Genomic DNA, 12774 nt, shown 5'->3' with positions numbered 1-12774 from the left:
CGTCAGCACGACGGCCGCCAGCGCGACCATCGTGCTGGTTCGATCATCGGGCCCCGCTCAGCGTGGCGCGAGCGTGGCAATCAGCCTGTTGGCGGTCTGCGCCATGGCCGTTGCGGCGGAAAAGTTGAACTGGTTGATGGAGATGAAGACGCCGACGCCGCGCGTGGGTGCAAAGGCGATGTAGCTGAACACGCCGTTCGTGCCACCAGCCTTCTGGATGATCAGGGGGCGGTCGCCTTCCGGCATCATGATCACCCAGCCAAGGCCCATGGCGTCCATGTGTCCGGATTCATCCATGCCGGATACCGGGTCAAGGCCATCGCGCACGACCCAGCCGGCATGGCTGATGGCACGCGTTTCGGCCTCGGCCGCATCAAACCGATCAAGGTTCCATTGGAGATATTTGACCATGTCGTTGGCGGTGGTGTGCAGCGCCGATGCACCGAACCGGTTGGGTATCGCCTCGCCCGGGTCCATTTCGACACCGTTCCAGTCATACCCCATCATCACATTGTCACCCGTGGGGCGCTCATAGCTGGTTGCCGTCAGGCCGATCGGGTCAAGGATCGTCTCCTGCAGGAGGTCGGCATAGGGCATGCCGGAAATATCCGAGAGCGCCATCGCCAGCAGGTCGAAACCAACATTGGAATAGTGAATGCCCGACCCGGGTGTAAACAGCAGCGGGTCACCCGCCAGATTGGCGGCAAAGGACGCGTCAGCGTAGTTTTCGACGCCCTCGACAGGCGCGAGCTCGCGCGGCAGCCCGCTAGCATGGGTGGCGAGATCGATGAGGCGAATCTGCTGGCCGTCGCGCTGCGGCAGCGTTTCGACGATGCCGACATGCGGCCCGGCAGGGTCCGTCAGTGCCGCCCTCCCGCTGGCAACTGCATGGGCGAGCGAGAGACCGGTGAAACTCTTGGTAATCGATCCAACACCGATCTGGGTTTGCGCATCAGGTTCGCGACCACTGCCCTTGGCAGTCTCGCCAAAGCCGAAAACCGCACTCTCGCCATCCCGGACGGCGGCGATGACCAGGCCCGGAACGCCGCTGTCGAGGTGGAAGATCTGACCGGTGAAGCTGACGGCGTCGTTCAGCAGGGGATCCTCCGCAAAAGCGGGAGTCGTCACAAGAAAGGCGGTCGCGGCGGCGGCGAGAATGTATCGCATTGAGCACTCCGGCATCGTGTCGGGAGCCGCCATGATGGCAACCACGTCCTAACGTTTGGTGTATTATTGGATAGCAACCGGCTGATGCCGAACCATTTTCTCTGGCCGCCGCAGGCGAAGAAAAATAGTCTTTCGGGGGTGGCCCAGGCGCGACACAAACATGTTAGTGAAGCCAGTGACACAGTCCAGCCGTGACCGAACGCGGCGAGCCAGCCTGCTCATGCCAGGCGGGTTGACTGTCTCGAACTGGAGTAGACTGTGTCCAATCCGACGGCCGACGCGCAAGAACCCATGACGACCAGCGCCGAAAAGCCGGCCAGCGAGACGGCGTTCGCGGTCATCATGGCCGTTAGCCTCGGGCACCTGCTCAATGACACCATTCAGTCGCTGATTCCGGCGCTCTATCCGATGCTCAAGGATAGTTACGGGCTCGACTTCACCCAGATCGGCATTCTGGGCTTTGTGTTCCAGATCACCGCATCGCTGCTGCAACCGGCGATCGGCATTTATACGGACAAGCGCCCGCTGCCCTATTCCTTGGCAGTCGGCATGGGGTTGTCGCTGATTGGGCTGGTTTTTCTGGCCTTTGCCACCACCTACTGGACCTTGCTGATCGGCGCCGCCTTCGTCGGGCTGGGGTCGGCGATCTTTCACCCGGAAGCCTCGCGCGTGGCACGCCTGGCATCGGGCGGGCGGCATGGGGTGGCCCAGTCGCTATTCCAGGTGGGCGGCAATATCGGCTCGGCCATCGGCCCGCTGCTGGCAGCCTTTATCGTGCTGCAGCACGGTCAAACCAGCGTGTCCTGGTTCTCTGTCATCGCGCTGCTGGGCATGGTGGTGCTGTTTGGCGTTGGGCGCTGGTATGCCGCGCTGCGGGTCGCCAGTGCCGCGCGCAAGGTGACGGTCCCTGCCCCGACCTTTCCGCGCGCCATTATTATCCGAACGATTGTCGTGCTGATGGTGCTGACACTGTCCAAGCATCTGTATCAGACCAGCCTGGCAAGCTTTTACACCTTCTACGTGATCGACCGGTTCTCGGTGTCAATTCAGGATGCGCAGATCCTGCTATTCGTATTCCTGGGCTCCATCGCCATCGGCACCATTGCTGGCGGCCCCATTATGGATCGGTTTGGCACCCGCTTCGTGATCTGGTTCTCGATCCTCGGCACCCTGCCCTTCACGCTGGCCCTGCCCTATGTCGACTACACCTGGACCGTCATTCTGACCGTCGTCATCGGCATTATCCTGGCGTCGGCCTTCTCGGCCATTGTGGTGTTCGCCCAGGAACTGGTGCCCGGCAGGATAGGACTGATTGCCGGACTGTTCTTCGGGGTGGCATTCGGCATTGGCGGCATCGGGGTGGCCGCGCTCGGCATACTGGCCGATCACACCTCCATCGCGTTCATTTTCAAGCTGTGCTCGTTCCTGCCGTTCATGGGCCTGTTCGCGGCCTTCCTGCCCCCGATCGGCAAGGGCCGCGGCCGCTGGTAACGGGTCAAACGCGCTGGCTGCCTGCGTTTCTCACCGGGCAAGGGCCGGCGCGTCAGCCTGCGGCGCTGGATTGAGCAGCAGGCTTTCAAGGATGGCAACGGCCAGGGCTGCCCCCACGCCGCCGCCCACGGTCAACACCACGCGCTGTATAAAGGCGAAGGATGGCTCCGAGGTCATCAGCGCGCTGCCGGCCAGCGACACCATGACCGAGCCGGCATATTGGTAGGTCATGGGCGACAGCCGTCCGACCATCATCTTGTGCCCCAGCCACAGCAGGAACAGGGCCGTGACGCCGAACAGCACCGTGATATGGGCGGAGAGGCCCAGCAGCCAGAGCAGGATCAGCGCCATGATCCCGCCGCCCAGGGTCGAGACCGAGCGCTCGCGCGCCTCGCGCCACACCTGGTCGGTATAGGGATAGATGAGCGCAAACATGGCGCCGATCGACAGGATCAAATTGGACGGATCCAGCACGCTGAGCAGCAGGGCAGTAAAGGCCATCAGCACCACGGTGCGGATCAGCGCCCGCTTGGCGATCAGCTCATCGCGCACCGGCACATGGATTTCGACGAATTCCTGCGTGGCACGCGGCGGCAACAGGACATAGGCGATCGGGGTCAACAGGCCGGCCGTCAGCGCCGCCTTGAACATCTCGGAGCGCAGATAGGCCATGGTCGTATAGGAGTTGGCGCCCATGATCGCCATCAGCAGGATCGAGACGATCAACAGCATGCCAAAACTGTTGCCGGTCTTCTGAATGACGACAAAGCCGAGAAAGCAGATCAGCGCCATGAAGGCGAACAGCAGCCCCGGCAGGCCCGACAACATCTCCACGAAGAACGACATCACCCACATCATGCCACCCAGCAAGACCGGTGCTGCCAGGGCGCGTCCGATACTGAGCGCCTTGCGGTGCCCGGCCACCAGCGAGACGGCCAAGGTGGGGTACAGCATGGCCATTGGCGACTGCACCATCATGCCGATGGCGAAGCTAGCGATCGGGACGATCGCCAGCCGGACGGCAAACAGCGGGTCGTCGTCAAAGGTGGGGCGGGGCGCGATATACATCGAGGCGTCAGTACAGGTAGGAAAACAGCGCACCGATGCGCTGCATGCCCGAGGCCAGCCAGGCCACCGGATTGTCGCTGGTGGCGTAGATCAAGGCATTGACCTTGGAGCCGACGCGCATGGTGGGCGCAATATCGTCGACGATCTCAATGCGCACCGGAATGCTGCGGGCCGGTTCGAACCAGCGGGTCGAGGACTGATTTTGCGGCAGGCCGTTGGCGCTCATCCGACCCGGATCGATGCCCCAGGCCACGCCCTGGACGCGCCCTTTGACAATCTGGCCCGGCTGGCCATCGAACACCAGGGCGACGTCCTTGCCCGGCTCGACATGGGCCAGTTGGTTCTCGCGGAAATCGGCCATCACCCAGGGGCGCTCGCTGGAAATGAAGGTGAGCGCGGGGGCACCCGCGTTCAGATATTGTCCGGCCGACAGCTTGAGATTGGTCACATAGCCATCGCTCGGGGCGGTTACCGTGGCGAACTCCCGGTTGAGCAGGGCCTGCTCCAGCTGCACCTGAGCGGCCAGCACCTTGACGTTGGCGTCCCCGGCGTCGCCCGCGCCTTCTGTCGCGCTGCGATAGCCGGCCTCGGCCGCCGCCAGGCCAGCGCTGGCTGAGGCCAGTTGCGCCTCTGCCGCATCCATCCCGGCCTGGGACGTCAGGCCGCGACTGTGCAGCTCGGCAGTGCGATCATAGGCGATCTGGGTCGCCGACAGATTGGTGCGGGCCTGATCCACCTGGGCCTGGGTTGCTTCCAGCGAGGTGCCTGAAGCGGCAACCGCCTGACGCGCCTGCTCCAGATTGACCTCGGCGATGCGCACGCTCAGATCATAGGGGCGGGGATCAAGCGAGAACAGCCGTTCGCCGGCGCTAACGAACTGGTTGTCCGTGGCAAAGATGGCTTCCACCTGGCCGGATACGCGCGGCGCGATCTGGGCGGTGGCCGCAGCGACCTGGCCGGTCGAACTGGAGGGCACCATGCGATCGGTCGCCACATGATAGGCCAGGCACGCCACGGTGACGAGCAGGATGATCCGGGCCGCCTTCTTGGCGGCGCCGCGGGCGTCCTTGGGTGGGGTCGCAGGCGCCTCAGCCGTTCCGGCTGGCGCGACCGGGTCGGCGACCGACGCTGCAACCGCACGCAGGCCGGGCCGGTCTGGCGGCGTTGCAGCAGCCCTGGATGGCTTAGGATTACCTTGGGTTTCTGCTACATGCATCAGAACGCAACTTTCATCGAAACTATCTAGCTCAACTACAATCTTGATGGTAGAGATATATATCCAGCGGAGTGCCGTCAATGTCTGATGCGAAATCTGATGCGAAACGCCATGCGCAACTGGTCCAGGTGGGTACGGCCATGCGCCGCATGTTGCTCAGCGTCGAAAACGCGCGCCTGCATGCGGCGCGAACCCAGCATCTGCATCCCACCGACTTTGCCTGTCTTGGCCTGCTGGCGCGCAGTCCCGCCCCGCTCAGCCCCAAGGACATTATCCTGCAGCTCGATCTCAGTTCAGGCTCGGTGACGGCGCTGCTCGATCGCCTTGAGAGCGCCGGCTACATCACGCGCATGGCCAATCCCGAGGACCGCCGCAGCCTGCTGGTGGTGCTCGACAAGGTGGCGGCGGCCGAGCCGATGAAGAGCTACCAGAAAATCGAGCAAAGCTATCGCGACGCCACCGCCGGTTTCAGCACAGAAGAACTGGCAATGATCTCTGAATTCCTCGAGCGCATGGCGCGGCTGGCCGATGGCATGAGCGGCGGGCCGACCTCCACGACCAACTGATCAAAGCCGGTGCAAACCACCGATTGCAGGGGCAACGGGGATTTTGCCCCTACGCCCCCATTTGTCCCCTAATCCCCCCATCCATTCGAGCCGATGTTACCGAATCCACCCATTTGGCGGGGCCGCAGCCATTTTTATGCCCCAATTCGGCCGATTGCCGGTTGTCCTTTCATTTCGCAGCCGGTCATTCCTTGCCGACAGGTGCCAGCAAGGCATCACGACAATTGATTGGGAGTGAGACAATGAAGACAGTTTTGGCAACCGCCTTGACCCTGGGCGCGCTGGCGCTGGGCACGCAGACGGCGATGGCGCAGTGCGATGATGGCGAAATGGTCATCAAGTTTGCCCATGTGGTGGCTGCATCCGGTCACCCCAAGGGCGACGCAGCAACGCTGTTTGCCGATCGCGTCAATGAGGAGATGAACGGCGTCGCCTGCATGGAAGTGTTCCCCAACTCCACGCTGTTTGACGACGACAAGGTGATGGAAGCCCTGCTGCTCGGCGATGTGCAACTGGCCGCCCCGTCGCTGTCCAAGTTCGAAGCCTATACGCTGAAATACCGTCTGTTCGATCTGCCCTTCCTGTTCTCCGATCTGGATGCGGTCAGCCGCTTTTTTGCTACCGACACCGCCAAGGACCTGCTGCTGGCCACTGAAGAAGTCGGCTATACCGGCCTGGGCTACTGGTCCTCGGGCATGAAGCAGTTCTCGGCCAACAAGCCCCTCATCCTGCCAGAAGACGGCAATGGCCTTAAGTTCCGCATCCAGACCTCGGACGTGGCGGAAGCCATGATCGGCGCCATGGGTGGTTCGGCCCAGAAGCTAGCCTTCTCGGAAGTCTATGGCGCGCTGCAGACCAAGGTTGTCGATGGTCAGGAAAACACCTGGTCCAACATCTACACCCAGAAGTTCTTCGAAGTGCAGGACGGCATCACCGAGACCAACCATCAGCTGCTGGCCTATCTGCTGGTCACCTCGACCGAATGGCTGGAGTCGCTGGAGCCCGACGTGCGCGACCAGTTCCTCAAGATCGCCGAGGAAGCCACTGTCAGCGCCAATAATTCGGTCGCCGAGCAGGAAGCCAAGAACCGCCAGAATATTCTGGACGCCGGCGGCACCATTCGCGAGTTGAACGAAGAGCAGCGCGCGGCCTGGGTGGCCGTGATGAAGCCCGTCTGGGCCGAGTTCGAAGCCGACGTCGGCACCGACAATATCGCCGCTGCCGAGGCCGCCAACACCAAGTAAACGCGCCGATCCGGGGCCCTGCACGGGGCCCCGGATCTTGCCGTTTGGTGACACCACTACATTGGGGGCCGCATGACACAGATGGTCGTGATTATAGCAGTGCTGATCGGGGCACTGTTTTTGATTGAGCGGCGGTGGCCCAGTGCCGTCACCCGCTTTGAAGAGGGTACGCTGGCGTTTCTGATGGCCGCGCTGACCCTGGTCAGCTTCACCCAGGTGGTGATGCGCTATGGTTTTACCACCGGCTGGGGTGGCGCACTCGAATTCACCCGCATCCTTTTTGCCTGGCTGATCCTGTTCGGCATGAGCTACGCCATCAAGATCAACTCGCATCTGGGCGTCGACATCGTGCTCAACCTGCTGCCGGCGCGCCTGTCGCGCATCATGGCGGTGGTCGCAGCACTGACCTGCGTGGTCTACGCCTTCACCCTGCTTTACGCCAACTGGCTGCAGATCCTGGGCATCGATGCCCGGGGCGGCGCCATCGATTACTGGGCAAAAATGTTCAAGGTCGGCATCGGCCTGGATGACCTGCGCTACCCCGAATGGGCCCAGCAGAGTTTTGGTCTGCAGGAGCGCGTGCAGCGCTGGATCGCCTATCTGATCCTGCCCACCGGCCTAGCCCTGTTCGCCTATCGCAGCCTGCAGGCGGCCTATGACATCGCCACTGGCAAGCGCCAATACATCATCGCCAGCCACGAAGCAGAAGACCTTGTGGCCGAGAACAAAGACGCGGTGAAGGACTAACACCATGGAATCCATCATTCTTTTTATCATGGTGCTGACGCTGCTGTTCATGGGCGTCCCCATTGCCGTGTCGCTGGGCCTGTCGAGCGTGCTGACCATTGCGCTGTTTTCCAGCGACAGCATGTCCTCGGTGGCGCTGCAGCTGTTTTCGGCGTCGCAGAACTATACCTTGCTGGCCATTCCCTTCTTCGTGCTGGCCTCGACCTTCATGTCGACCGGCGGCGTGGCCCGCCGTATCATCCGCCTTGCGGTGGCCAGTGTCGGCCATTTCCGCGGCGGGCTGGCCATGGCCTCGGTACTGGCCTGTATGATGTTTGCGGCGCTGTCCGGCTCCTCGCCAGCCACCGTGGTAGCCATCGGCACCATCGCCATCGCGGCGATGCGGCAGGTTGGCTATTCCAAGGAGTTTTCCGCCGGCATCATCGCCAATGCCGGTACGCTGGGCATTCTGATCCCGCCTTCCATCGTCATGGTGGTGTATGCCACCGCGACCAATGTGTCGGTGGGCCGGATGTTCCTGGCCGGTATTCTGCCTGGTCTGGTGGCCGGGGCGATGCTGATGGTCGCCATCTATATCGTTGCCCGTCGCCGCAATCTGCCAAGCGAGCCATGGCATGGCTTTGGCGAGGTGATGGCCGCCGGAAAGGAAGCGGGTTGGGGGCTGTTCCTGATCTTTATCATCATTGGCGGCATTTATGGCGGCGCCTTTACCCCCACTGAGGCCGCTTCGGTAGCGGCCGTCTATTCGGTGTTCGTCGCCCTGTTCGTCTATCGCGACATGGGGCCGCTCAAGGGGCTGCCCTGGATCCCGCAGGACTCTGAGCCCAGAACGGCGGTGGGCTTCAAGGCCTCCGTCTATGCCCTGGCGATCCTGGCGCTGTGGATGATCTCGTCGTTCTTCTTTCTGGGTGGCATCGACACCACCACGCGCCTGCAGATCGGCCTGGCGCTGGCCGTGCTGGTGCTCCTTGGCTATCCCTATGCCCGCCAGCAGCCGAGCCCGCTGACCTTCCTGTACGGTCTGCCGGTCTGGGGCTATAATCTGGGCCTGATCGCGCGGCGCTTCCTGCCGGCCCTGTTCCACGGCGACACCAACAAGGCCATGGTCGACAGTGCCAGGACCACGGTGATGCTGATGTTCATCATCGTCAATGCGCTGCTGTTCGCCCATACGCTGACTGCCGAACGCATCCCCCAGACCATTACCGAATGGATGCTGGGCGCCGGGTTCAACTGGTTCACCTTCCTGATTGCCGTGAACATCCTGCTGTTGATCGGCGGGCAGTTCATGGAGCCATCCGGCCTGTTGCTGATCGTGGCGCCGGTGGTGTTCCCGATTGCCATGGAACTGGGCATCGATCCGATTCATCTGGGCATCATCATGGTGGTGAACATGGAGATCGGCATGGTGACGCCGCCCATCGGGCTCAACCTGTTCGTGACCTCGGGTATTACCGGGATGAGTCTGGCGCAGGTGGTGAAAGCGGCGTTGCCGTTTGTGATGGTGTTGATGATCTTCCTGGTGATCGTCACCTATGTGCCGGCGCTCTCGACCCTGGTGCCCTATGCCCTGATGGGGCCGGAGATCATCCTGTCGCGCTAGGGCAGCGCAGCGCCGCAATAGCAAAGGGCCCGCGATCAGTGATCGCGGGCCCGGTCATTTCCGGCGCTCGCCGACCAGCGCGCAGGGGCTAGAGATCGTGCAGTTGCACGCTTTGGGCAGCGCTGCTGAGCAGGGTCTGGGCCACCATGGCCTCTTCCTTGGCATTGCCGGAGAGATCGACGCGCAACATCATTGCGGTCGGGAAACGGGCGTGCAGATCGGTCAGGGTGGCAGCACTCAGGGCCGGCTGGTCATCGCCCTGCCCCATCTCGGCGACGGCCTGCGCAAGCGGGCAGGACACGCAACGGCTAATCCCCTGGCTGGTCAATCGGGCGGCCACCGCGTCCAGTTCTGCCGCAGTGGCAAAAATACCGATGGCGGCGCGACGACGGACCTCAGTCATGGTCATTCTCTGCATAACTAATGGGTATTTCCGTCGCATTCAGCGAGCTGGCGCAAACGCTCCATGCTGCGCACCTGAAAGCTGCCGCGATCGGGAAGATCGATGATCCGCAGCGTACGCAGACGGGTCATGTTGCGGCTGACCGTTTCGATGGTGAGGCCGAGATAGTCGGCAATATCGGCGCGGCACATGGGTAGCGCCAAACGCTCGGCAAGTGGGTTGGCGGATTTGCGGGCCATGGTCAGCAGAAAGCTGGCGATCCGCTCAATGGCGGTCTTGCGGCAGAGCAACAGCGAGAGATCCTGCAGGGTCTCGACTTCGCCACGGGCCACATCGAGCAGCTTTTCAGCCAGTTCGGGGCGCTCGCGCATGGCGTGCAGCAGCGATTTCTTGTGGATGACGCGCACCCTTGTGGTCGTCAGGGCGTCGCAATCAAAGCGATAGGTATCGCCCTGGCAAAAGCCGACAATGTCGCCAGCAAAGGCAAAGGCCACGATCTGTCGCCGTCCATCGGGGAAAATCTTGTAGGCGCGCACCGCCCCAGTGAGAACTTCGTAGAATGCGGTGGTCTCATCGCCTTCCCGGAACAGGGAGTCGTAAGCAGCCAGCAGGCGCACACCGCCGGTACTGCCGCCTGCGGCTGGCCAAGGCGTTGGAGTCTGGACTGGCGACGCTATGGTGGAAAGCTGCATGATGATTCCTCGATTCCCACAAATCACTGTGGACGTGGGCTATAAGGGGGTCGGCATGTAAGCTGCGTACGCGGCGTTTGTAATGAATTGTAACGGCGACAGCAGCACCAGCCCGCCAGCAAGGAGATCGGCCCCGGCATGACCGAAAACCCCAGCCACATTCTGGTCGTGGATGACGATGACCAGGTGCGCCGAATGCTGCGCCGCTGCTTTGAAGACGAGGGCTACCGCGTGAGCGAGGCGACCGATCAGGCGGGAGTCGAAACCGCGCTGGAGAACGGCGTCGACCTGATCACGCTTGATCTCAATCTGGGTCGCACCGACGGGCTGACGATTGCCCGCAGCGTGCGGCAGAGCTGGGATCTGCCCATCATCATGATCACCGGCAAGGGAGACATGATCGACCGCATTGTGGGCCTGGAAATCGGGGCCGACGACTATATCGCCAAGCCCTTCCATCTGCGCGAGGTGCTGGCGCGCGTCCGCTCGGTGCTGCGCCGCAGCGGACCGCGCGCCGACGCGCCCGCATCGGGTCCGCCGGCCTCAATCGCCTTTGACGATTATGTGCTGGACCTCGATCGCCGCGCCCTGCGCGGGCCGGATGGCGATATTCGCCTGACCAGCGGCGAGTTCGACCTGCTGGCCCTGTTCGCCCGCCATCCACACCGGGTTCTGAGTCGCGACCAGATCATGGACCTGCTCAAGGGGCACGACTGGGCACCCAATGATCGCAGTATCGACAACCAGATTGCCCGCTTGCGCAAACTGATCGAAGCCAATGCGCGCGAACCGCGCCTGCTCAAGACCGTCCGCGGCGCCGGCTATTGCTTCACCCCGCAATCGCTGCAGGCCTGAGCCTCAGCTCTTGAGTGCGGCGTCGATGGCATCCGCCAAATCGGCCATGCGGTAGGGCTTGCGGAGGATCTTGGGCTGGTTCTCGCGATCATGATCGCTGCGTGCCATTTCTTCGGCATAGCCTGAGGTGAGCAGAACCGGCATGTTGGGATAGAGCGCCTGCACCTTGCTGCGCAGGTCAAAGCCACTCATGCCGCCGGGCATCACCACATCGGAAAACAGCAAATCGGCGGTTGAGCCGGCGGCCAACAGATCAATCGCCTCGGCGCCGCTGCCGGCGGCGATGACATTGTACCCCAGTTGCGTCAGCCGGGTCACGGTGAGCTTGCGCACCCGCTCATCATCCTCAACCGCCAGAATGGTCTGCCCGGCGCCAGGCAATGCCGGCTCGTCGGGATCATCCGTGGCAAGCCCAACCGGCTCAACACGATGGCGGGGCAGGAAAATACTGACGACAGTGCCCTTTTCCGGACCGCTCTCGATGGTGGCAAGGCCGCCGGACTGCTTGGCAAAGCCGTAGATCATCGAAAGCCCCAGCCCGGTGCCGCGCCCCTGCTCCTTGGTGGTGAAGAAGGGCTCGAAAGCCCTTTCGCGGACCGCATCGCTCATGCCTTCGCCGGAATCGGACACGGTGAGCCGGACATAATCTCCCGGCTGCAGGCCATCGAACTGCCGGCCCATGGTTTCGTCAATCACGGCATTGCTGGTTTCAATAACCACCCGCCCACCACCGGGCATGGCGTCGCGTGCATTGACGGTGAGGTTGACGATGGCGCTCTCGACTTGCGACGAGTCGACCCGCACCGGCCAGAGATTGGGCGTCAGCGCATTGGAGAGATAGACCGTCTCCCCCAGTGTGCGGTGCAGCATGTCGGTGAGGCCGAGCACAAAGCTGTTGAGGTTGATGCTCTCGGGCTCCAGATGCGAGCGCCGGGCAAAGGCCAGCAGGCGCGTGGTCAGGCGGGCCCCCAGATCGGCCGCGTCGAGTGCCTCGGTGGCCAGTTCGCGCTGGAGCGGCGTGGTCAGCTTGCCCTCGAGCATTTCGAGATTGCCGATGATGACGGTCAGCAGATTGTTGAAATCGTGGGCAATACCGCCGGTCAGCTGCCCCATGGCCTCCATCTTCTGGGCCTGGCGCAGTTCCATTTCGGTGGCCTTACGGGCCGACAGGTCATGGATGATGCCGGTAAAGAAGATGCGACCATCCATCTCGAACTTGCTGACGGCCAAATGCATGGGAAACGTGCTGCCGTCGCGGCGCAGTCCGGTCACTTCGCGGCCAATGCCGATGATGCGCCGACGCCCGGTGGTGCGATAATTGTGCAGATAGCCATCGTGCTCGGAATGATAGGGCTCGGGCATCAGGAAATGCACATTACGGCCCAGAAATTCGGCCTCTTCATAGCCAAACAACCGGGCCGCGGCCGGATTGACCGTGGTGATGGTGCCGTGGTCATCGATGGTGATAATGCCATCGAGTGCCGATTGCAGGATCGACTGCAGCTTGCGAGCCTGTCCCACCAGAGAGGAATTCAGTTCATTTTCGTCGGACACGGCGACCACATCATTGTTTGCACTGCCCAAGTCCTAGCCGGGCCATCTGTCGGGTACAAACAAAAAGGCCCCCCAACCAATCGTCCTTGGTCTTGATGTAAGTCAAATTGTGGCCTGCGGCAGTTTGCTAGCCTGCGGACATCAGTGGGTCGGTCGATAAGCACCTGT

General features: G+C 62.4%; 12 protein-coding genes. 6 read left to right on the top strand and 6 right to left on the bottom strand.

The genetic code is table 11. The features are described 5' to 3' along the window. Positions 1-57: 57 nt before the first annotated feature. Positions 58-1167 (bottom strand): D-alanyl-D-alanine-carboxypeptidase/endopeptidase AmpH, encoded by a 1110-nt coding sequence (gene ampH / locus ABFY71_RS11810; protein WP_347946186.1) that lies wholly within the window; start codon positions 1165-1167, stop codon positions 58-60. Between the two features lie 291 nt (positions 1168-1458). Here ampH and ABFY71_RS11805 point away from each other — a divergent pair, with 291 nt between their 5' ends. Beyond that, the gene (locus ABFY71_RS11805) at positions 1459-2658 is read left to right on the top strand and encodes an MFS transporter (protein ID WP_347946308.1); all 1200 of its coding nucleotides are present in this window, start codon (positions 1459-1461) and stop codon (positions 2656-2658) included. 30 nt (positions 2659-2688) lie between these two features. On the opposite strand, the gene ABFY71_RS11800 is transcribed toward ABFY71_RS11805, so the two are convergent. Both ABFY71_RS11800 and ABFY71_RS11795 read right to left on the bottom strand, forming a co-directional pair. Then, a complete protein-coding gene (locus ABFY71_RS11800) occupies positions 2689-3726 on the bottom strand; it encodes a hypothetical protein (protein WP_347946185.1) in 1038 nt (345 codons plus the stop codon). Positions 3727-3733: 7 nt separating this feature from the next. Then, positions 3734-4942, bottom strand: coding sequence for an HlyD family secretion protein (locus tag ABFY71_RS11795; protein WP_347946183.1), 1209 nt, complete (start codon positions 4940-4942; stop codon positions 3734-3736). An 80-nt stretch (positions 4943-5022) separates the two neighbouring features. Between ABFY71_RS11795 and ABFY71_RS11790 the strand changes: the two genes are divergently transcribed. The 4 genes from ABFY71_RS11790 (at position 5023) to ABFY71_RS11775 (ending at position 9102) form a co-directional block, all read left to right on the top strand. Next, positions 5023-5508, top strand: a complete 486-nt coding sequence (locus tag ABFY71_RS11790; protein ID WP_347946182.1) for a MarR family transcriptional regulator — start codon at positions 5023-5025, stop codon at positions 5506-5508. 242 nt (positions 5509-5750) lie between these two features. Next, positions 5751-6752 carry a DctP family TRAP transporter solute-binding subunit gene (locus tag ABFY71_RS11785; protein WP_347946181.1) on the top strand — a complete coding sequence of 334 codons (1002 nt, stop codon included), beginning with the start codon at positions 5751-5753 and terminating at the stop codon, positions 6750-6752. Between the two features lie 72 nt (positions 6753-6824). Further along, positions 6825-7499, top strand: a complete 675-nt coding sequence (locus ABFY71_RS11780; protein ID WP_371136082.1) for a TRAP transporter small permease — start codon at positions 6825-6827, stop codon at positions 7497-7499. A gap of 4 nt (positions 7500-7503) precedes the next feature. Further along, the gene (locus tag ABFY71_RS11775) at positions 7504-9102 is read left to right on the top strand and encodes a TRAP transporter large permease (RefSeq protein ID WP_305576859.1); all 1599 of its coding nucleotides are present in this window, start codon (positions 7504-7506) and stop codon (positions 9100-9102) included. Between the two features lie 88 nt (positions 9103-9190). Here the strand turns inward: ABFY71_RS11775 and ABFY71_RS11770 are convergent, their stop codons facing one another. Further along, positions 9191-9505, bottom strand: coding sequence for a hypothetical protein (locus ABFY71_RS11770; RefSeq protein ID WP_347946180.1), 315 nt, complete (start codon positions 9503-9505; stop codon positions 9191-9193). A 17-nt stretch (positions 9506-9522) separates the two neighbouring features. Next, complete coding sequence (locus tag ABFY71_RS11765; protein ID WP_347946179.1) at positions 9523-10197, bottom strand: helix-turn-helix domain-containing protein; 675 nt, start codon at positions 10195-10197, stop codon at positions 9523-9525. A 138-nt stretch (positions 10198-10335) separates the two neighbouring features. Here ABFY71_RS11765 and ABFY71_RS11760 point away from each other — a divergent pair, with 138 nt between their 5' ends. Next, complete coding sequence (locus ABFY71_RS11760; RefSeq protein ID WP_347946177.1) at positions 10336-11052, top strand: response regulator; 717 nt, start codon at positions 10336-10338, stop codon at positions 11050-11052. A 3-nt stretch (positions 11053-11055) separates the two neighbouring features. Here the strand turns inward: ABFY71_RS11760 and ABFY71_RS11755 are convergent, their stop codons facing one another. Next, positions 11056-12606, bottom strand: a complete 1551-nt coding sequence (locus ABFY71_RS11755) for a PAS domain S-box protein (protein ID WP_347946175.1) — start codon at positions 12604-12606, stop codon at positions 11056-11058. Positions 12607-12774: the final 168 nt, after the last annotated feature.

The organism is Devosia alba (genome assembly GCF_039938915.1).
Taxonomy (GTDB): Bacteria; Pseudomonadota; Alphaproteobacteria; order Rhizobiales; family Devosiaceae; genus Devosia; species Devosia alba.
The sequence above is the reverse complement of the archived record's forward strand: the minus strand, read 5'-3'. Positions and strand labels throughout refer to the sequence as shown.

Coding starts and splice junctions, on each gene's coding strand:
- ampH (WP_347946186.1), bottom strand. CDS start 1,167: ATGCGATACATTCTCGCCGCCGCCGCGACCGCCTTTCTTGTGACGACT.
- ABFY71_RS11760 (WP_347946177.1), top strand. CDS start 10,336: ATGACCGAAAACCCCAGCCACATTCTGGTCGTGGATGACGATGACCAG.
- ABFY71_RS11780 (WP_371136082.1), top strand. CDS start 6,825: ATGACACAGATGGTCGTGATTATAGCAGTGCTGATCGGGGCACTGTTT.
- ABFY71_RS11770 (WP_347946180.1), bottom strand. CDS start 9,505: ATGACTGAGGTCCGTCGTCGCGCCGCCATCGGTATTTTTGCCACTGCG.
- ABFY71_RS11775 (WP_305576859.1), top strand. CDS start 7,504: ATGGAATCCATCATTCTTTTTATCATGGTGCTGACGCTGCTGTTCATG.
- ABFY71_RS11805 (WP_347946308.1), top strand. CDS start 1,459: ATGACGACCAGCGCCGAAAAGCCGGCCAGCGAGACGGCGTTCGCGGTC.
- ABFY71_RS11785 (WP_347946181.1), top strand. CDS start 5,751: ATGAAGACAGTTTTGGCAACCGCCTTGACCCTGGGCGCGCTGGCGCTG.
- ABFY71_RS11795 (WP_347946183.1), bottom strand. CDS start 4,942: ATGCATGTAGCAGAAACCCAAGGTAATCCTAAGCCATCCAGGGCTGCT.
- ABFY71_RS11800 (WP_347946185.1), bottom strand. CDS start 3,726: ATGTATATCGCGCCCCGCCCCACCTTTGACGACGACCCGCTGTTTGCC.
- ABFY71_RS11765 (WP_347946179.1), bottom strand. CDS start 10,197: ATGCAGCTTTCCACCATAGCGTCGCCAGTCCAGACTCCAACGCCTTGG.
- ABFY71_RS11790 (WP_347946182.1), top strand. CDS start 5,023: ATGTCTGATGCGAAATCTGATGCGAAACGCCATGCGCAACTGGTCCAG.